We start from the raw sequence: 18848 nt of genomic DNA, 5'->3' as shown, positions 1-18848 counted from the left end.
ATGTCGAAGGCTCTGAAGTCCACGACTGCTGAACGGATTCGACTCGAGGCTTTGCTCGGCGACTCCTCGACGCCGATCCGATGGGTCTTCACCGGCGACAGCATCACTCAGGGATTGACGCACACCGACGGCCACCGAAGCTACGTCGAACACTGCGCCGAGCGCATCCGCGGTGAACTCTCCTTGTTCAACCACATCCTGGTCAACACCGGAGTCAGCGGCAACCGATCCTCCGATGTGCGTGCGGGTTTCGCGCACCGCATCGAAGTGTTCGAACCCTCGGTGGTGTTGATCATGCTCGGAACGAATGACGCCTTGGACGGCGAAGAAGGACTGGATCGGTTTCGAGACGATCTCTCGGACACGATCTTCCGGACGCGCGCGATCGGTGCGGTCCCGATTCTGCAGACGCCGCCACCGATCGACGTCGAGAACGCTCCCACCCGAGCGGGGTTGGTTCGGTACGTCGAGGTCGTGCGGCAAGTAGCAGTCTCGACGCGCGTGGTGTTCGTCGACCACTACGCACAGTGGTCGGCCCATTCTCCCGAAGGCCCACCGCCGGCACTCCTGGCCGACGCGTTCCATCCGAACGAGCACGGGCACTATGTGCTCGCGGACGCGGTGCTTCGCGAGCTGTCGATCGCGGATACCGAGGTTCCCGTGGTACCGAAGGTGATGTCGTGATTCTTCGTGGACAGTTGGTGACCGGTGGTCGACTTCTTTCGGACGGAGTCGTCGAGATCTCCGGTGATCGTGTGGTGTGGGCCGGACCAGCTTCACAGCGAACCGACCCGATACCCGAGCGAGCAGCGCCGGGAACAACGATCATCCCGGGACTCGTGGACGTTCACTGCCACGGCGCCGGTGGTTTCGGTTTCCCCGAGGCGGACGAGGTCGGATCAACCGTGGCCGCCGATCATCATCGGACGAACGGCACAACTTCGGTGATCGGCTCTCTCGTCTCCGCGCCGCCGCAGATCCTGCGCAGTCGCATCGAACTCCTGGCGACACTGGTGGACAAGGGCACGTTGGCCGGAATTCACCTGGAAGGTCCGTTCCTCTCGGTACTGCGCTGCGGCGCCCAGGATCCCGACAGCATCCGCGATGGCGACCCTGCCGTGCTGGAGTCGCTGCTCGAAGCCGGCCGCGGGCACATCCGCTCGATGACGATCGCTCCCGAGACAGCACACTTCGACGAACTTGCCTCGTTGCTGGAGCGTCACGAGGCCGTCGTGAGTATCGGACACACGGATGCGTCCAACCCGATCGCGACACGTTCGATCGCACACTCGGCGCATGCACCGCTCAGTGCCACTCACCTGTTCAACGGAATGGCGCCGATGCATCATCGCGCTCCCGGCGCCGTGGCGGCATGTCTTGCCGCGGCCGCGAAAGGACAGATGGTGGTCGAGTTGGTCGGGGATGGAGTACATCTGGCCGACGAGACGGTGGCGACGGTGTTCGACCTGGTCGGTCCGCATCAGATCGCGTTGGTCTCCGACGCGATGGCTGCCGCCGGAATGCCCGACGGCCGCTACCCACTCGGACCACTCGCCGTCGACGTGGTCGGTGGTGTGGCGCGATTGGCCGGCCAGGGGGACACGGCCATCGCCGGCGGGACGAGTCGGTTGATGGACATAGTCCGCAGAGCCGTCAATCACGCAGGCGTCGATCTGCTTTCGGCCGTCATCGCAGCGACATCAACGCCTGCTTCGCTGGTGGGGCTGGCCGGAATCGTCGGCGATCTCGTGCCGGGTTGCCGCGCCGATCTGATCGTCACCGGTCCCGAACTCGAAACCCGCGCCGTCATGGCCGCTGGAACCTGGCTCACGAACTACACCGAAAGCTGAGGAATCAACCGATGGAAATTGTCATTGTCGACAGTGCAGAGGCGGCCGGCACTGTTGTTGCCGACATCTTCGAGCACGCGGTGCATTCAGGCGCAAGGACTTTGGGCCTGGCGACAGGATCGTCACCGCTCTCGGTGTACCGCGAACTCGCGCGTCGACACCGCGACGACGGTTTGAGTTTCGCCGGCCTGCAGGCATTCCTGTTGGACGAATACGTCGGCCTACCCGCAGACCACCCGGAGTCGTATGCCCAGGTGATCCGAACCGAGCTGGTGAATCACCTGGACCTGGACGCGGCAAGAGTATTCAGCCCCGACGGAACCGCACCGGATCCATTTGCCGCCGCGGCAGCTTACGACCGTGCGATTGCGTCGAATGGTCCGGTGGACGTTCAACTTCTGGGCATCGGCGGCAACGGTCACATCGGTTTCAACGAACCGACGTCCTCGCTGAATTCGAGGACCCGGGTCAAGACGCTGACCGAACAGACTCGAACCGACAACGCCCGGTTCTTCGACAGCCCGGGCGACGTACCACGGCACGTGATCACCCAGGGACTCGGAACTATCTGCGAAGCAAATCATCTGGTGATGATCGCGACCGGCGAGCACAAGGCCGCTGCGATTGCCGCTGCCGTCGAGGGGCCTCTGGCCGCGGTGTGCCCGGCATCGGTCCTCCAACTGCATCCACACGCGACGGTGGTAATCGACGAGGCAGCGGCATCACAGCTTCGGCTCACCGAGTTCTACAAAACGGTGTCGGCGCACAAACCGCTTGCTCAGCCCTACTGACCGATCGGGTTAGACCGACTCTCGCGTCTTCTCGAGGCCGAGTGCCATTTCGGGAGTGAGCAATTGGAAGTCGGCTTCACCGCGCCGGCGGATCCACACCGGATCGGAGGTGTTCCAGCGTTCGGCGCTCTGCGTTCGGGTGACCACCTTGAACGTTGCCGTTCGCGGGAACTCACTGCAGACGCGGATCAAGGTCGGCTTCTGCTTCGGCCCGAGTTCCGGCCGGGAATCGATGTATTCGGCCACCGCGACCGGGTCGAAATTGTCGACGTCGCCGACCGGAATCACCGACGCCATGACGCGGTCGCCGACGTCGCTGTCGGGGACCGCGTACACGGAAACCTGCGCGAAGCCCGGGTAACCGACCAGGGAGCGTTCGATGGGTGCGGCGCCGATGTTCTCGCCGTCCACTCGTAGCCAACCGGAACTGCGGCCGGCGAAGTAGACGTAGCCGTCGCCATCGGTGTACGCCAGATCGCCACTCCAGTACTGGCCGTTGCGCATTCGCTCGGCGTCGGCTTCCGGGTTCTTGTAGTACCCGGCGAACGTGCCTGGACCGGTGACATTGACCAGTTCACCGGTTGCCTCGTCGGCGTTGGTGATCCGGCCGTCGGCGTCGAAGACTGCAGGCGGGCAGGGTGCTCCGGTCTCGGGATCAAGAATCTTGACGCCGTCCGGGAGCAGTCCGAGGGCACCGGTCCGCGGAACCGGTGCGGCGGAGATCGAAATGCCGCCCTCGGTGGAACCGAATCCGTCGATGACGCGGGCGTCGAAACGTCGGACGAAGGTGGCGACGGCGGGAGCCGAACCCTCGTTGCCGTACATGATCCTCAAGGTGTTGTCCCGCTCGTTCGGCACCTCGGGGGTGGACGCGATGAAGGACAACGGCTTTCCGACGTAGTTGGAGTACGTGATCCCGTACTTGTGAACGTCGGGCAGAAAACCTGAAGCGGAGAACTTGCGTCGCATGGCAATTCCCGCGCGAGCGTGCAGCGCGACCGTCCACGCCGCCATCATGGCGTTGGAATGGAACATGGGCATCGCCATGTAGACGACGTCGTCGGCGCCGAGGCCGAAGCGATCTGCAAGCATGACCCCAGGCGAGGCCAACTTGTGGTGCGTGCAGCGAACCGCTTTGGGATCACCGCTGGTTCCGGAGGTGAAGATGAGCATCAACAGATCGTCGGGCTGCGCCGTCGACGCGTAGGCCGGCGTATCGGCGAAGGGTGCCAACAACTCCGTCCAGGCCGGAGAATCCACGTTGATCACCCGGACGCCACCGAGATCGACGTCGTCGAGAAGGTGTGCCTGGTTGTTCTCGGTGAAGATCACCTGGCAGTCGGAGAGCGCAATGTCCCGCGCCAGTGCCGGTCCGCGCCTGGTCGTGTTCAGTCCGGCTGCAACCGAACCCGAGAACGATGCCGCGCCGAGCAGTAGTGAGAACTCGGGGACGTTCTCCATCAGAAGACCGAAATGCCTGGGTCGCGCTCGATCGAGCAGCGTGTCCAGCAGCGCTGCTCGATCGAACGAGCGTTGAACGTGCTCGCGCCAGGAGATGACCTGGTCCTCGAAACGGATGCCGCGGTCGTCGATCTCGCTGACTCCGAGGAGTAGATCGGAAACAGTGGGGCTCTGACTCATAGCTGCATCATCATCGATTCGTCTCGGACCGGGTCATGGATTTCCACTCGGTGGGACTCGTTCAGGCAGGGACTGCGGCGAGTTCCCTGCCCAGTGCCCGTAGCTGATCGGTGGCGCTGCCGAGCAGGAACTCGTGATGCTTGGCAGCGAGGAAGTAGCGGTGAACCGGGTGGTCCTCGTCCAGACCTACACCGCCGTGAACGTGAACCGCAGTGTGCCCGACACGGTGTCCCGCATCTGCAGCCCAGAACTTGGCCGTCTGTACAGCGCCGTCGGACGGAAGTCCTTCGCTCAGTCGCCACGCGGCAGCCCACAGCGTCAGACGAACGCCCTTGACGTCGATGTACCCGTCGGCGAGGCGCTGGGCGACAGCCTGGAAACTACCGATCGGACGACCGAACTGCACACGCTCGGTGGCGTATTCGGCGGTCAGCTTCAGCGCTTGATCGAGCACCCCGTACTGGTAGGCGCTCGAACCGAGTTGGATTCGTTCGACGATCCATGCTGCGATGTCGGATCCCTGGGCAACCGAGCCGAGAACACGATCGGCCGGGATCTGCACCGAATCGAATTCGACGAGACCCGCACTCGAGAAATCGGTGGTCGACTGCCTGGTGACGCTCACGCCTGCGTCCGACGGTTCGACGAGGAGGACCGCGACACCGTCCTCGGTGATCGCGGGGACCAGGAAAAGATCTGCCAGCGGGGCACTGTCGACGGTGATCTTGGCACCGTCGATCCGCCAACCGTCAGCCGTCTTCTCCGCGCGCGTGATCGGGTGGGCCGGGTCGTCGTTGTATTCCTCGGCGAGGGCCGCGGTGAGTATCTTCTCGCCGGCGGCGGCAGCGCTCGCCCATTCGTCTCGCTGCTTGTCCGAGCCGAATTCCGCTATCGCTGCGGCGGACCCGACGATGGACGTCAGGAACGGAACGGCTGCGACGCCGCGTCCGAGTTCGGCGAGGATGCTGCACTGCTCGAGGACACCGAATCCGTCTCCGCCGACCGACTCCGGCAACGCCGCGCCGAGAACGCCGGCCGAGGCCAGAGCGTTCCACAAGATGGCGTCGAAACGGTCTTCGGCGGCGTCGAGTTCACGAAGACGGTCGTTGGTCACCAGTTCGGTGACGACGGATCGTGTCAGGCCGGACAGGTCCTGCTGGGCCTCGGTAAGGGTGAATTCCATGATCGTGGGTCCTTATCGCTTCGATGCGGGAAGCCGCAGAGCTGTCATTCCGATGATGTCGCGTTGCACTTCGTTGGTACCGCCGCCGAACGTCAGGATCAGCGAAGAACGATGCATACGTTCGATGCGGCCGCGCAGAAGAGCGCCGGGGGAGTTCTGCCTGATCGTGGCGGAGGATCCGAGGATCTCCATCAGCAAGCGGTAAGCCTCGGTGGCGAATTCGGTACCGAACACCTTGTTGGCCGACGCCGCCTCCGGACCGGGAGCGTGGTCGGTTGCGGAGGCAATTTCCCAGTTCATCAGCTTCAGGTACTCGGCTTTGGCGTGTACACGCGCCAGATTGATCTGCACCCATTCCTGGTCGATCATGCGTCGGCCGTCGGGCAGTTTGGTGTTCTGTGCCCACTCGCGGACCTCGCGCTGCGCGGTGAGAATCGGTCCGGCCGAGGTGAGCGCAACGCGTTCGTGGTTGAGCTGATTGGTGATCAGTGCCCAGCCGCCGTGTTCTTGACCGACTATCGACGACGCCGGGACCCGTACGTCCTGGTAGTAGGTGGCGCTGGTGTCGGGACCGGCCATGGTGTGAACCGGGGTGTAGGAGAAGCCTTCTGCCGTGGTGGGGACGATCAGCATGCTGATTCCCTTGTGCTTCTTGGCTTCCGGATCGGTTCGGCATGCCAACCACACGTAGTCGGCGTACTGGATCAGGCTGGTCCACATCTTCTGCCCGTTGATGACGTAATCGTCACCGTCGCGGACGGCCGACGTGCGCAGCGACGCCAGGTCGGTACCGGCCTCGGGCTCGGAGTACCCGATCGCGAAGTGCAGCTCACCGCGGGAGATCTTGGGCAGGAAGAAGGCCTTCTGCTCGTCCGTGCCGAAATGCATGATTGTGGGTGCTACGGAGTTGATCGTCAGGAACGGCACGGGCGCACCGGCGATGGCAGCTTCGTCGGTGAAGATCAGCTGGTCCATCGCGGAGCGTTCCTGTCCGCCGTACTCTTTCGGCCAACCCAGGGTGAGCCAGCCGTCCTGGCCCATCTGCGCGACGACTTCGCGGTACACATTGCCTTCGCCGTACTCACCCGTCGTGGCGGCGAGTGCTTCACGCCGCTCGGGAGTCATCAGTTGTGCGAAGTAGGCACGCAACTCCTCCTGGAGCTGTTGCTGCTCAGGGGTGTAGGTGATGTGCATGGTTACCTCTCCATAGAGATACGAATCAAAGCGCCAACCATTCGATTGACACAGGTTCTATCGATGCGTACATCGGCGACAAGGGGCGCCCTCGCCGTCTCCGGCGGATCGTTCGACGTCCGTTCTCGGTACTTTTTCGAATCATTGCACACGACTGAAACAGGTTCTAGTGTTATCGCCAGGAACGGTGTGCGGCACAGCCCTGCGGCACTCGTTTCGTATCCGTGTTCGAGTCAGTAGTTGTGAGTAGAGAAGAGGAATCGCCATGGAGGTCAGGGTTGATCTGGACCGTTGCGAGGCAAACGGTGTGTGCGTCGGGATCGCACCCGATATTTTCGACCTCGACGACAACGAGGAACTCGTGATCAGTTCTGTGCGCCCGCCGGAGGATCGCTGGGAGGATGTCCGTTCCGCGATCGCTCAATGCCCGCGCGCGGCGCTGACCGAACATCCGTGACGATGGTTGCCCAAAATAAGAACACGTTCTAAAGTTGCGAACTCGTGGGTCACGGCAATCGAGCCGGGTAACTCGACACACGACCGCAGAGAACCGGGAGAGCGCTTCGATGAATGCTGTGAACAGCCCAGAAACCAGTCTCGAAGGCAAGGTCGCCATCGTGACCGGTGCCGGATCGGGGCTCGGAAAGTTCGAGGCCATCGGTCTGGCGAAGGCCGGTGCGTCGTTGGTCGTCAACGACCTGGCACCGAACGAGGCCGTCGAAGCAACGCTCGAGGAGATCCGCGGCCTCGGCGCCAAGGTCGAATTCGTGGCAGGCAACGTCGGTGAGCGTTCCACTGCGGATGCACTGATGGAAGCAGCGCAGGGGCAGTTCGGCAGTGTCGACATCGTCGTCAACAATGCCGGTGTCGTGCGTGACCGGATGCTGTTCAACATGTCCGACGAAGACTGGGATCTGGTACTCGAGGTTCACCTTCGAGGCCATTTCCTCTTGTGCCGCAACGCCGCTGCCTACTGGCGGGCGAAATCCAAGGAAGCCGGTGCGCCGGTGTACGGGCGCATCGTCAATACCTCTTCGGAGGCGGGCCTCCTCGGACCGGAAGGGCAGCCCAACTACGGCGCTGCAAAAGCCGGAATCACGGCGCTGACGTTGTCGGCCGCACGTGGGCTCTCGCGCTACGGCGTTCGCGCCAACGCGATCTGCCCGCGGGCGAGGACGTCGATGACCGAAGGCGTGTTCGGTGACGCACCGACCGACGGTATCGATCCGCTCTCACCCGAGCACGTGGCGTCGCTCGTTTCGTACCTGGCGTCACCGGCGGCCGACGCCGTCAACGGCCAGGTATTCGTGGTGTACGGCCCGATGGTTGCGCTGATGGCTGCGCCCGTCGTCGAGCAGAGGTTCGACGCAGACGGAGATTCCTGGTCTCCGGAAGCCCTGTCCGCGGTGATGGGTGACTACTTCGCAGACCGTGACCCGGCAAAGATGTTCTCGGCGTCAGCGGCCCTGCGAGCGCTGGGCTGATCGGCGCGCAGGGCGCTGGGCTGATCAGCGTCCGCGACACGTAGAGCCGTTGTTCGCACATAAACGGCTCTACGTGTCCAGTTCTTGGTAGAAATAGCGTGTTCACGAGTCGGTGGGCGCGGTGCTCTGCCTGCGTTCTGCAATGAGACCAACGGTCTCGAAAAAACTGGACTGTGTTCCAATTTTGCATTTCCATGAGCGGTGCGATATCGCATCGACCCGGCGACCGGGGCAAGTATCGAAAGCCGAATTTCGGTCCCGGGGCCGAGAAGTGCGGATCAGTCAAAAGTATTAATTTCCAGGATATTTCGGCGAGAATCCCACCAAAAAGAGATGCTTTCCTCGTTCCGGATCTTCGGGTTTCGGTTCGGCGCCGCGAGGCTAATTCTTAGAGTTGGACACTTGTTTTTGACAGGTGAACACGTTCTAGTTAATATGACCTGAGTCACAAGCTGTCGGGGGCTGGACTATGAGAACAGACAGTACTGCGGCAACCAAGGACGAGGAGGGCGAATGGTAGACCTCGTCGAGGTGCCATTACGAGCGGTCGGTGGCTTTTTTCAGATGTCCGCCCAAACCTTGCGGGCAGTCTTCTCCCGCCCCTTCCAGCGTCAAGAGTTCATCGATCAGGCCTGGTTCGTGGCCCGAGTCTCGATGGTGCCGACGGTGCTGGTCGCAATCCCGTTCACGGTGCTGGTCAGCTTCACCATCAACATTCTCTTGCGTGAGATCGGTGCAGCCGACCTCAGTGGTGCCGGAGCCGCGCTCGGTACCGTCACGCAGGTCGGACCCATCGTCACCGTGCTGATCGTCGCCGGCGCCGGCGCGACCGCCATCTGCGCGGACCTCTCGGCCCGAACCATTCGCGAAGAGATCGACGCCATGAAGGTGCTCGGTATCAATCCGATCCACCGGTTGGTCGTTCCCCGGGTGCTCGCGTCGACGGGAGTGGCACTGCTCCTCAACGGACTTGTCTGCACCATCGGCATCCTCGGCGGTTTCGTCTTCTCCGTGTTCATCCAGGACGTGAACCCCGGCGCCTTCGTCAACGGCATCACGCTGCTCACCGGATTCGGTGAGCTCATGCTCTCCATGGTCAAAGCCGGACTGTTCGGCATGATCGCCGGTCTGGTTGCGGCCTACCTCGGACTCAACGTCAAGGGCGGCGCCAAGAGCGTCGGTGACGCGGTCAACCAGACCGTCGTGTTCGCGTTCATGGCGCTCTTCGTCGTCAATGTGCTCATCACGACCATCGGTATCAAGTTGACGGCCGGATGAGGCACACGGCAGTCGGAGAGACCGAAGTGGACAGAACGACAAACGACGGACGGGAGGAGATCTGATGGCGTTGGCCGCAGCGGGACGCTTCCCGCGCACACGTCGACAGATCGGATCGATCTCTCGCGGTATCGACAGCATCGGTGATCAAGCGCTGTTCTTCGCGAAGGCTCTCGGTCACGCTCCCAAAGCGCTGATGCGCTATCCGCGTGAAACTCTGCGACTGATCGCCGAGATCAGCATGGGTACAGGCGCGCTCGCCGTCATCGGTGGCACCGTCGTGATCGTCGGCTTCCTGACACTGTTCACCGGTGGAACCATCGCCGTTCAGGGCTACAGCTCGCTGGGCAACATCGGTGTGGAAGCACTGACGGGCTTCTTCGCCGCCTTCATCAACGTTCGCATCGCGGCGCCGGTCATCGCCGGAATCGGCCTCGCCGCGACCATCGGCGCCGGTTCCACCGCGCAGCTCGGCGCAATGCGCGTATCGGAAGAGATCGACGCCCTGGAGACGATGGCGATCCCGTCGATTCCGTATCTGGTCAGCACCCGCGTCATGGCCGGCATGATCGCCATCATCCCGCTGTACTCACTGGCGGTGATCGCGTCGTTCGTCGCCAGCCGCTTTGCGACGGTGTTCCTCTACAACCAGTCCGGCGGTGTGTACGACCACTACTTCACGACCTTCCTGATACCCACGGACATACTGTGGTCGTTCGCTCAGGCGATAGTCATGGCGCTGGCCGTCATGCTCATCCACACCTACTACGGCTTCAACGCAACCGGTGGCCCGGTGGGCGTCGGCGTCGCGGTGGGTAACGCAGTGCGCGCCTCGTTGATCGCGGTCGTCACGGTCACCTTGCTCATCTCACTCGCCATCTACGGCGGGTCCGGCAACTTCAACCTGTCGGGATAGGCGGGCAAGCGATGACCGTACCCAGATGGCACAAGAAGTTGGCCGCAGCCGGCCTGGTCCTCGGACTCGTGGCGATCGTTGCCGTTGCCCTGACCATGTTCTCGGGTGGGTTCACCAAGAGCACGCCCATCACCGTGACGTCCTCGCGCGCCGGTCTGGTCATGGAACCGAATGCGAAGGTGAAGCTGCGCGGAGTGCAGGTCGGCCGCGTCGAATCGATCTCACTCGTCGGCGACCAGGCAAACCTGAAGTTGGCGATGGATCCGGGACAGATGTCGAAGATTCCGTCGAATGCCCGGGTGGAAATCAAGACCACCACGGTGTTCGGTGCGAAGTACGTCAACATCGTGATTCCCGACGATCCCTCGACGCAGCCGATCCAAGAGGGTGCCGTCATTGCCTCGGACAGCGTCACCGTCGAGTTCAACAGTGTCTTCGAACATCTTTCGGACGTACTCGCGAAGATCGAACCGGAGAAGCTCAACGCCACGCTCGGCGCGATCTCCACTGCGCTCAACGGGCGCGGCGAGTCGCTGGGCGAGGTTCTCGAGCTCGGTGACACCTACCTGAAGAAGATGAATCCGGTTCTGCCGCAGCTACAGGAAGACTTGGTCGGAGCCGCCGATGTCACCAACCTGTACGCCGACGTGGCGCCGGATCTGATGCGCATCCTCGACAACGCCACCGCGACAAGCGGATCGATCGTGGCGGAACAGGCGAACCTCGACCTGCTGCTGCTCAACGTCACCGGCCTCGCGAACACCGGCAACGCCTTGTTGACCGACAACGAACAGAACCTGACCACCGCCCTCGACACTCTGACCGCGACGACGACCCTCCTCGACAAGTACTCGTCGGGTCTGACGTGCTTCATCGTCGGCTTGAACGACGGCCGGATCAAGTTCGAGCCATTGGCCGGCACCGGCGACAAAGCGGCGCTCATGCTCAGCGCGAGCTTCATGTACGGCGCCGAGGCGTACCAGAACCCGCAATCTCTTCCCAAGGTCGCGGCCTCCGGCGGACCCAATTGTTACGGTCTGCCCGAATTCGATCCGAAGGTCGACGGGCATGCCCCGTTCGCAGTCACCAACACCGGCAACGTGCCCTTCGTTCCCAACACCGAACTGCGCGTCACCGTGCCGACCATTTTCCAGTACCTCTTCGGTGACTCCTACGAGCAGGAAGACGGGAAGTGATGAGACCGACCACGGTCAAGCTGCTGATTTTCACCGTCGTCATGGCGGTCATCTTCGCCGGACTGGCGATCGTTTTCAGTCAGGTGCGTTTCAGCAGCAGCAACGGATTTCACGCCACCTTCTCGGATGTCTCGGGCCTCAAGTCCGGCGACAAGGTACGTATCGCCGGTGTTCCGGTCGGGTCGGTGACCGGAGTGTCCATCGGTGACTCCAACCAGGCCGAGGTCGAGTTCGACGTCGACACCCAGTACTCGCTGATGAAGAGCACCAAAGCGACTGTGCGCTACGAGAACCTGGTGGGCGATCGCTACATGGAACTGCTCGAGGGCGCCGGTTCCACCGAGACGCTGCCGTCAGGTGGATCCATTCCGGTCGACCAGACCTCACCCGCTCTCGATCTGGACCTGCTGCTCGGGGGGTTCAAGCCACTGCTGCGCTCACTCGACCCCCAGCAGGTCAACGACCTCTCCGGGGCTTTGCTCCAGGTACTCCAAGGCCAGGGCGGGACGTTGGTTTCGCTTCTGGGAAACACCAGTTCGTTCACCAGTACGCTGGCGGACCGAGATCAGCTGATCGGGGACGTCATCACCAACCTCAACGACGTACTCGGCACGATCAACGACAAGGGTGATCAGTTCTCCACCACGATCGATCAGCTCCAGCAGTTGGTCAGCGGATTGGCGAAGGACAGTGGCCCGATCGGTAACTCGATCACCGAGATCGCCGGTGCTACCGGAGATCTCGCGTCGTTGCTGCAGGCGACACGTCCGGACATCCAGACCCTGATCGGAGAGACCAACCGAACGATGACGCAGCTGGACCTCGGCAAGGACGACATCAACACCGCTCTCGGTCGTCTGCCGTCCGACTACCGGAAGCTGATCCGAGTGGGCACGTACGGAGCGTTCTTCCAGTTCTATCTGTGCGCCAACACTTTCAAGTTCTCCGGACCTGACGGAACGACGATCATCTTGCCCACGGCAGTCCAGGACACGGGAAGGTGCGCAAAAGTCTCATGACCCCTACCCGTGAACGCAATCCTGTACAGATCGGTGTCATCGGTCTCGTACTGGCGGTGGCAACCGTCGGTGCCGCACTTCAATACGATCAACTCCAGTTCATCAACGGCGGCATTCGCTACTCGGCGTACTTCCAAGATGCCGGCGGCCTGGTCGCCGGCGACAACGTGACCATGGCAGGCGTGAATGTCGGCAAGGTCAGCGACGTCGAACTCGACGACCAGAAGGTACTGGTCACTTTCACCGTTCAGGACGGTGTCGCCCTGGGCGAGCAGACGGCTGCCGACATCAAGACCAACACGGTGCTCGGCCGGAAGTCGTTGGCGGTACGGCCGGAAGGATCCGGACTGTTGCGTACGGATACGCCGATTCCGATCGAACGCACCAACTCCCCGTACTCGCTCAACGACGCGCTCGGCGACCTCGGGACCACGGTGTCCGAACTCGACACGGAACAGATCAACGATTCGCTCAACGCGATCTCGGACACGCTGGCCGATACCCCGCCGGAACTTCGCACCGCATTGGACGGAATGACGAGGCTCTCGCAGAGCATCAACTCGCGCGACGAAAGCCTGCTCCAATTGCTCTCGCGGGCCGAAGATGTCACAAAGATCCTCTCCGACAGAAGCGGTCAGATCGATTCGTTGCTTGTCGACGGCAACAAGCTGTTTGCCGAACTGAGCCTGCGGCGTGACGCGATCAGCGAACTGATCGTCAATACTGGCGCAGTCTCACGCCAACTCTCAGCGCTGGTGCAGGAGAACGAAGCCCAGATGGGACCGACCCTCGAGAAACTGAATTCCGTCGCCGAGGTTCTTCAGCAGAACAAGGACAACATCGCCGGGGCGCTCGACGGCCTCGGACCGTATATCACCGCGCTCGGTGAGACCGTGGCCAGCGGCCCGTTCTTCGACGCCTTCATCATCAACATTCTGCCGAGTAACTGGTGGAAGACCCTGGTGGACACCAGCGTCGCGCCCGAGCAGGTCCCGGGCGACCTGGAAGACTTCTTCCCCGGTCTTCCTCCGACGATCAGGGGGCCGGGAGAATGACCGAGACATTGGATTCACGGGACTCACAAGGCTCCACCAACTCACGCAAGAAGTGGGTGCTGATCGGCGCGGGTGTGCTGGTCGCTCTGCTCGTGGCCGGAGCGGCATACCTCTTCATCCCAGGCCTGGACAAGACCAAGATCTCCGCGCACTTCGTCTCGACCACCGGTCTCTACGAGGGTGACGTCGTGCGGGTGCTCGGTGTCAACGTCGGCAAGGTGACCAAGATCGAACCGCGTGATCGGGACACCTACGTCGAGATGAAGATCGACTCGGGCGTGGACGTTCCGGCAGATGCCAAGGCGCTCATCGTTGCTCAAAGCCTGGTGTCCGCACGTTTCGTGCAATTGACCCCGGTGTATTCCGGCGGGGAGCAGATGCCCAACGGCGGCGAGATCCCGATCGAGCGCACCGCCGTACCGGTGGAGTGGGACGAGATCAAGACCGAGCTCACCAAACTGTCGGACGCACTCGGACCGGAAGGGCTGGACGATCAGGGCTCCCTCGGACGATTTATCGACACCGTCGGAACGAATCTCGACGCCAACGGCGAGTCCATTCGGTCGACGCTGCGCGAACTTTCCGCCACGATGCACACGCTGTCCGAAGGCCGGACCGATTTGTTCTCCACCATTCGGAACCTGCAGGCGTTCGTCACTGCATTGTCCTCGAGCAACGAGCAGATCGTGCAGTTCAGTGGTCATCTCGCCTCGGTGACAAGCGTTCTCGCGAGCAGCTCCGACGAGTTGGGCACCGCACTGAGCGATCTCGACCTGGCGGTGGGCGACGTTCAGCGGTTCGTCAAGGACAACAGCGAGGGACTGAGCGAATCGGTCGCGCGTCTGGCTGATGCCACCCAGGTACTGACGGACAAGCGCCCCGAGATCGAGCAGGTTCTGCACTCCGGACCGACCTCGCTGGCCAACTTCTACCAGATCTACAAGCCGGCGCAGGGCAGCATGACCGGCGCAATTGCACTGAGTAACTTCAAGAATCCGATCCAGTGGATCTGTGGTTCCATCGAAGGCATCGACAGTGGTAACTCCCAGAACAGTGCTGATCTGTGCAAGCAGTACCTCGGCCCGGTGCTCAGCACGATGATCGGCAACTACCCCGGATTCCTGTTCAACCCGGTCGCGGGCGTGCAGGCTTTCCCGGACCAGATCGTCTACACCGAACCGGGATTGCAAGCGGCAAGTCAGAATCAGCCGGAAACCGTCGCAGGACCGATGTCAGGTGCTCCCATGACGAGTGTTCCCAAGGATCTCGCCGAACTCTTCAACATGGGCGGAGGGAACTGATGCGGGTAGCTCGCAAGACCACGGTTGCCGTGTTGGCCACAGCAGTGGCTCTCGGCGCCAGCGGTTGTGAATGGAACGGCCTCAACTCGGTGCCGATGCCAGGCACTCAGGGCCGGGGCGAAGGAGCGTACGAGGTTCAGATCGAGATGCCGAACGTGACTACGCTGTCGCAGAATTCGCCCGTCCGGGTGGATGACGTCGCAGTGGGAAGCGTCTCGAACATCGAGGTTCAAGGCTGGCACGCTCTGGTGACGGTGTCGCTGAACCCCGAGGTCCAGTTGCCGGCCAATGCGACGGCAAAAATCGGTCAGACCAGCTTGCTCGGCTCTCAGCACATCGAGTTGGCGCCGCCGGTAGGGGAGGAGCCCGAGGGCCGACTCGAAGCCGGTGACCTGATTCCGATCGAGCGGGCAGGCGCTTACCCGACGACGGAACAGACGCTGTCGTCGCTGTCGGTGGTGCTCAACGGCGGCGGTCTCGCTCAGGTGCAGGACATCACGAAGGAACTCAACGCCGCTCTCGGTGGGCGTGAAGATTCCGTTCGCGACCTCCTGCCTCAGCTCGATCAGCTGGTCGGCAGCCTGGACAAGCAACGAGGCGACATCGTTTCGGCGATGGAGGGACTCGATCGACTGTCCTCGACGGTCCAGGCCCAGCACGACACCCTGAACAAAGCGCTCGAAGGTATTCCGCCGGCACTCGAGGTTCTTGTCGCTCAGCGTCAGGACATCACCAACGCCTTGACCTCCCTCGGTGGTCTCAGCGAGGTGGCGAGTCGCGTCATCCAGGAGAGCGGTGACGATTTCGCGACCAACGTTCGCGCGCTGTCGCCGACTCTGAAAGCGTTGGCGGATTCGGGTAACGCTCTCACCCAGGTTCTCGGAGTCCTCTTGACGTTCCCGTTCCCACAGAACGGAATCGACAACGTCATTCGCGGTGACTACGCCAACCTGGCCATGACCATCGATATCTCGCTGCCCCGACTGGACGCGAACTTCCTCACCGGAACTCCGTTGGCCGGAACGCTCTCCGGACCGGAAGGTGTGTTGGGTAAGCAGGCTGGGCTGGCCGGACAGACAGGCAACCCGTTGAGCGATCCGCTCAAGCCTGCCGCACCGCCCGCACAGGCCCCTACCGGACAGGCTCCCGCAGGACAGACTCCGGCAGCGGATCCGAATACCATTCAGATTCCGGGACTTCCGCCGATCAACATTCCAGGACTTCCTCAGGGGGCACCGGCACCATGATGCTCACAAAGTTCGTCCGCATCCAGCTCATCATCTTCGCCGTCTTGACGGTCGTCGGATTGATCGTGATGGCCACTCAGTACGTGCGTGTTCCCGCGATGGTCGGTATCGGCCGGTACGACGTCACCGTCGAATTGCCCGCCACCGGTGGACTGTACAAGAACTCGAACGTCACCTACCGCGGTCAGACCATCGGCGTCGTGAACGCGGTGGAGCTCTCGGAGACGGGAGTGAACGCGCGTCTGTCTCTCGAGAGTGGCGTCAAGGTGCCCTCGGACGTCGACGCAGCAGTCAAGAGTGTGTCGGCGATCGGCGAGCAGTTTGTCGATCTGATTCCGCACACTGACAGTTCCGGTGCGATCGTGGTGGACGGTCATCTCGAGAACGGATCGGTGATTCCCGAAGACCGAACCAGCATCCCGCAGGATGTCGGCGCGATGCTCGACCAGGCAGATGTGTTGCTGCAGAGCATTTCCGACACCAAACTCAAGACCGTCATCGACGAATCCTTCAAGGCGTTCAACGGAGCCGGCCCGGATCTGCAGAAGCTGATCGACTCGGCTCGGCTGTTCGTCGAGGAGGCGAACAACAACTCCGACGCGACCAAGACGTTGATCGAGCAAGCCGGTCCACTCCTGGACACTCAGGTGGTCAGCAGCGACGCCATCCGTTCCTGGACAAGCAATCTGGTGACGTTCACCGACCAGCTCCGAGCCAGCGACCCAGACCTGCGTGCCGTCATCCAGAAGGGCCCGGCAGCTGCCGCGGAAGCGAATACTCTTCTGCAAGACTTGCAGCCGACATTGCCGATTCTTCTGGCGAACCTGGTGTCCGTCGGACAGGTCGGGGTGATCTACAACAACGCGATCGAGCAGATTCTGGTCATCTACCCGCCGCTGGCCGCAGCGCTGGTCACGGTGGCCGGCTCCGGTCCGGCTGCGGACGGCGCGCTGGTGGACTTCCACATGGAGGTCAACGACCCGCCGCCGTGCACAACGGGATTCCTACCCGGAGACCAGTGGCGCAGTCCGAAGGACGAATCACCGATCGAGACGCCGTCGGATCTGTTCTGCCAGGTTGCCCAGGATTCGCCGATCGCGGTGCGCGGCGCGAGAAACCTTCCCTGCGAGGAGTATCCGGGACGTCGTGCGCCGACGGTCGAGCAGTGCCGTTCCGGCTACGTACCGATGGGCACCAACCCGCAATCCGGGCCTCCGGAACCGATAACCGCGACCCCGAGCTCGTACACGTCGACGCCTTCGGTCTCGGCGCGTCGGTACGATCCGATTACAGGCAAGTACATCGGGCCGGACGGAAGGACGTACTCGCAACCGAACCTCGGTGGCGGCGACGTCAGTCTCGAACAGTTCATGAAGGGTCAGCAGGGTTGATGACAGACGAAGATCCACAGGCCGGGCAGCGGGTGCGCCGTCGCGCGTCTCGCAGCGCCGGACCCACGGGTGCGGATGCAGACGCTGCCGCGGTAGTAGTGCCCACCGAAAAGAAACCAGCCGAACAGAAGCCGACCGAACAGAAGCCGGCCGAACAGAAGCCGGCGGTCCCAGTTTCTCTGGGCAAGACCGATACTCCACCTGAGAAGGTCGTCAGCAGTGGCTCGGAAACCGTCACGGCCGGCGAAAGTTTCACCACTCCAGCTCGTTCCGAGCACAAGCCCAAGCCCAAGGCCGGGCTGGTAGTCGGGATCGCCGTAGCTTCGGTGATCGCCATTGCTCTTGCTGCCCTGACGGTGTTTCTCCTCGTCGATCGAAACAAGGCGTCCAATGCCGACGAGGACCGAGCGCGCTACGTCGCCGGAGCCCGGACCACCGCACTGAATCTGACGACGCTGCATGCGGATACAGCGGCCGCCGACCTCGACAAGTTCCTCGCCGGCACCACCGACGAGTTCAAGTCGCAGTTCGACGGACGTAAGGATTCGTTTGTCAACGTCCTAGGGCAGGCCGGAGTTCAGACCGACGGCGAGGTGCTCGAGGCCGGGTTCGAGAAGTCCGACGGCGATTGCGGGACTTCCCTTGTCGCGGTGCGAGCAATGCAGAAGAACGGCGACGAAGCGCCTGCCGAACGCAACTACCGACTCAGAATCACCATGTGCGACGTCGACGGGCAGTTGCTTGCCTCGAATGTGGAGTTTGTGCCATGACCCCAGAAGAAGTCCCAGAGACGGCCAAGCGCGTCTCACCGCTGGCCATCGTTCTGTGTGTGGTCAGTGCAGTGGCCATCGCGCTGGCGGCAGTATCGGCCATTCTCTACTTCGGTCCGGGCGGAACGCGTGACACCGCAGCAATCGATCAGACCAGAGACGAAGTGGCGCAGGCTTCTTCCGACCAGGCGGTCGCGATGTTCCAGTACGACTACAACAACGTCGACCAGCAGTTGCATGCGGCCACAGATGGTTTGACGGGTGATTTCCAGGGCACGTTCACCAATCTGATCGAATCGATGATCATTCCGGGCGCCAAGGAAAAGTCGCTGACCGTTCAGGTCGTCGTGCAGGGCGCCGCGGTTCTCGACGCCGAGGCCGACAGTGCGACGACGATGCTGTTCCTCAATCAGATCACCACGTCTTCTGAGTCGCCCGAAGCCGTCGCCAGTGGCAGTCGCGTCAAGATGAGCCTGGAGAAGCAGGACGGGCGTTGGCTCGTGAACAACGTCCAACCCTTCTGATCAGACAC

General features: G+C 62.3%; 18 protein-coding genes. 15 read left to right on the top strand and 3 right to left on the bottom strand.

Annotated elements, in window-relative coordinates:
- From ACWF6P_RS15855 to nagB, 3 genes are read left to right on the top strand one after another with little or no spacing between them, the layout of a single operon-like run.
- Window positions 1–684 carry an SGNH/GDSL hydrolase family protein gene (locus ACWF6P_RS15855; protein ID WP_452621612.1) on the top strand — a complete coding sequence of 228 codons (684 nt, stop codon included), beginning with the start codon at window positions 1–3 and terminating at the stop codon, window positions 682–684.
- A complete protein-coding gene (locus ACWF6P_RS15850) occupies window positions 681–1850 on the top strand; it encodes an N-acetylglucosamine-6-phosphate deacetylase (protein WP_452621611.1) in 1170 nt (389 codons plus the stop codon). Before ACWF6P_RS15855 ends, ACWF6P_RS15850 begins: the two co-directional genes overlap by 4 nt.
- Before the next feature lie 11 nt (window positions 1851–1861).
- On the top strand, window positions 1862–2641 hold the full coding sequence (gene nagB / locus ACWF6P_RS15845; protein ID WP_452621610.1) for a glucosamine-6-phosphate deaminase: 780 nt from the start codon (window positions 1862–1864) through the stop codon (window positions 2639–2641).
- Window positions 2642–2650: 9 nt separating this feature from the next.
- On the opposite strand, the gene ACWF6P_RS15840 is transcribed toward nagB, so the two are convergent.
- From ACWF6P_RS15840 to ACWF6P_RS15830, 3 genes are all read right to left on the bottom strand, one after another.
- Complete coding sequence (locus tag ACWF6P_RS15840) at window positions 2651–4282, bottom strand: long-chain-fatty-acid--CoA ligase (RefSeq protein WP_452621609.1); 1632 nt, start codon at window positions 4280–4282, stop codon at window positions 2651–2653.
- Window positions 4283–4343: 61 nt separating this feature from the next.
- Window positions 4344–5465: an acyl-CoA dehydrogenase family protein gene (locus ACWF6P_RS15835; protein WP_452621608.1), complete on the bottom strand. Its 1122-nt coding sequence runs from the start codon at window positions 5463–5465 to the stop codon at window positions 4344–4346.
- A 12-nt stretch (window positions 5466–5477) separates the two neighbouring features.
- Window positions 5478–6659, bottom strand: coding sequence for an acyl-CoA dehydrogenase family protein (locus ACWF6P_RS15830; RefSeq protein ID WP_003945878.1), 1182 nt, complete (start codon window positions 6657–6659; stop codon window positions 5478–5480).
- A gap of 265 nt (window positions 6660–6924) precedes the next feature.
- Here ACWF6P_RS15830 and ACWF6P_RS15825 point away from each other — a divergent pair, with 265 nt between their 5' ends.
- The 12 genes from ACWF6P_RS15825 (at window position 6925) to ACWF6P_RS15770 (ending at window position 18840) form a co-directional block, all read left to right on the top strand.
- A complete protein-coding gene (locus tag ACWF6P_RS15825; protein WP_007734330.1) occupies window positions 6925–7116 on the top strand; it encodes a ferredoxin in 192 nt (63 codons plus the stop codon).
- 109 nt (window positions 7117–7225) lie between these two features.
- A complete protein-coding gene (locus tag ACWF6P_RS15820; protein ID WP_317551499.1) occupies window positions 7226–8143 on the top strand; it encodes a 3-oxoacyl-ACP reductase in 918 nt (305 codons plus the stop codon).
- A 513-nt stretch (window positions 8144–8656) separates the two neighbouring features.
- Window positions 8657–9421: an MlaE family ABC transporter permease gene (locus ACWF6P_RS15815; RefSeq protein WP_003945687.1), complete on the top strand. Its 765-nt coding sequence runs from the start codon at window positions 8657–8659 to the stop codon at window positions 9419–9421.
- A gap of 64 nt (window positions 9422–9485) precedes the next feature.
- Entirely contained in the window at window positions 9486–10337 is an 852-nt protein-coding gene (locus tag ACWF6P_RS15810; RefSeq protein ID WP_283307006.1) for an MlaE family ABC transporter permease, read from the top strand.
- An 11-nt stretch (window positions 10338–10348) separates the two neighbouring features.
- Entirely contained in the window at window positions 10349–11533 is a 1185-nt protein-coding gene (locus tag ACWF6P_RS15805) for an MCE family protein (protein WP_378448970.1), read from the top strand.
- Window positions 11533–12552, top strand: a complete 1020-nt coding sequence (locus ACWF6P_RS15800; RefSeq protein WP_452621607.1) for an MCE family protein — start codon at window positions 11533–11535, stop codon at window positions 12550–12552. The genes ACWF6P_RS15805 and ACWF6P_RS15800 overlap by 1 nt, the downstream gene beginning before the upstream one ends.
- The gene (locus tag ACWF6P_RS15795; protein WP_378535244.1) at window positions 12549–13607 is read left to right on the top strand and encodes an MCE family protein; all 1059 of its coding nucleotides are present in this window, start codon (window positions 12549–12551) and stop codon (window positions 13605–13607) included. Before ACWF6P_RS15800 ends, ACWF6P_RS15795 begins: the two co-directional genes overlap by 4 nt.
- Complete coding sequence (locus ACWF6P_RS15790; RefSeq protein ID WP_452621606.1) at window positions 13604–14908, top strand: MCE family protein; 1305 nt, start codon at window positions 13604–13606, stop codon at window positions 14906–14908. Before ACWF6P_RS15795 ends, ACWF6P_RS15790 begins: the two co-directional genes overlap by 4 nt.
- Window positions 14908–16155, top strand: a complete 1248-nt coding sequence (locus ACWF6P_RS15785) for an MCE family protein (RefSeq protein ID WP_452621605.1) — start codon at window positions 14908–14910, stop codon at window positions 16153–16155. Before ACWF6P_RS15790 ends, ACWF6P_RS15785 begins: the two co-directional genes overlap by 1 nt.
- The gene (locus tag ACWF6P_RS15780; RefSeq protein ID WP_378547763.1) at window positions 16152–17546 is read left to right on the top strand and encodes an MCE family protein; all 1395 of its coding nucleotides are present in this window, start codon (window positions 16152–16154) and stop codon (window positions 17544–17546) included. The genes ACWF6P_RS15785 and ACWF6P_RS15780 overlap by 4 nt, the downstream gene beginning before the upstream one ends.
- Window positions 17546–18316, top strand: a complete 771-nt coding sequence (locus ACWF6P_RS15775; protein ID WP_452621604.1) for a hypothetical protein — start codon at window positions 17546–17548, stop codon at window positions 18314–18316. Before ACWF6P_RS15780 ends, ACWF6P_RS15775 begins: the two co-directional genes overlap by 1 nt.
- Window positions 18313–18840, top strand: a complete 528-nt coding sequence (locus ACWF6P_RS15770) for a twin-arginine translocation pathway signal (protein WP_452621603.1) — start codon at window positions 18313–18315, stop codon at window positions 18838–18840. The genes ACWF6P_RS15775 and ACWF6P_RS15770 overlap by 4 nt, the downstream gene beginning before the upstream one ends.
- The last annotated feature ends 8 nt before the right edge of the window (window positions 18841–18848 follow it).

The sequence above is a fragment of the Rhodococcus sp. NPDC055024 genome, from assembly GCF_053608585.1.
This window is presented reverse-complemented; position numbering and strand designations above follow the sequence as displayed.

Bases quoted from the DNA above. Each gene is read 5' to 3' on its own strand.
- ACWF6P_RS15855 (WP_452621612.1), top strand. From the start codon at position 1: ATGTCGAAGGCTCTGAAGTCCACGACTGCTGAACGGATTCGACTCGAG.
- nagB (WP_452621610.1), top strand. From the start codon at position 1,862: ATGGAAATTGTCATTGTCGACAGTGCAGAGGCGGCCGGCACTGTTGTT.
- ACWF6P_RS15840 (WP_452621609.1), bottom strand. From the start codon at position 4,282: ATGAGTCAGAGCCCCACTGTTTCCGATCTACTCCTCGGAGTCAGCGAG.
- ACWF6P_RS15835 (WP_452621608.1), bottom strand. From the start codon at position 5,465: ATGGAATTCACCCTTACCGAGGCCCAGCAGGACCTGTCCGGCCTGACA.
- ACWF6P_RS15830 (WP_003945878.1), bottom strand. From the start codon at position 6,659: ATGCACATCACCTACACCCCTGAGCAGCAACAGCTCCAGGAGGAGTTG.
- ACWF6P_RS15825 (WP_007734330.1), top strand. From the start codon at position 6,925: ATGGAGGTCAGGGTTGATCTGGACCGTTGCGAGGCAAACGGTGTGTGC.
- ACWF6P_RS15820 (WP_317551499.1), top strand. From the start codon at position 7,226: ATGAATGCTGTGAACAGCCCAGAAACCAGTCTCGAAGGCAAGGTCGCC.
- ACWF6P_RS15815 (WP_003945687.1), top strand. From the start codon at position 8,657: ATGGTAGACCTCGTCGAGGTGCCATTACGAGCGGTCGGTGGCTTTTTT.
- ACWF6P_RS15810 (WP_283307006.1), top strand. From the start codon at position 9,486: ATGGCGTTGGCCGCAGCGGGACGCTTCCCGCGCACACGTCGACAGATC.
- ACWF6P_RS15805 (WP_378448970.1), top strand. From the start codon at position 10,349: ATGACCGTACCCAGATGGCACAAGAAGTTGGCCGCAGCCGGCCTGGTC.
- ACWF6P_RS15800 (WP_452621607.1), top strand. From the start codon at position 11,533: ATGAGACCGACCACGGTCAAGCTGCTGATTTTCACCGTCGTCATGGCG.
- ACWF6P_RS15795 (WP_378535244.1), top strand. From the start codon at position 12,549: ATGACCCCTACCCGTGAACGCAATCCTGTACAGATCGGTGTCATCGGT.
- ACWF6P_RS15790 (WP_452621606.1), top strand. From the start codon at position 13,604: ATGACCGAGACATTGGATTCACGGGACTCACAAGGCTCCACCAACTCA.
- ACWF6P_RS15785 (WP_452621605.1), top strand. From the start codon at position 14,908: ATGCGGGTAGCTCGCAAGACCACGGTTGCCGTGTTGGCCACAGCAGTG.
- ACWF6P_RS15780 (WP_378547763.1), top strand. From the start codon at position 16,152: ATGATGCTCACAAAGTTCGTCCGCATCCAGCTCATCATCTTCGCCGTC.
- ACWF6P_RS15775 (WP_452621604.1), top strand. From the start codon at position 17,546: ATGACAGACGAAGATCCACAGGCCGGGCAGCGGGTGCGCCGTCGCGCG.
- ACWF6P_RS15770 (WP_452621603.1), top strand. From the start codon at position 18,313: ATGACCCCAGAAGAAGTCCCAGAGACGGCCAAGCGCGTCTCACCGCTG.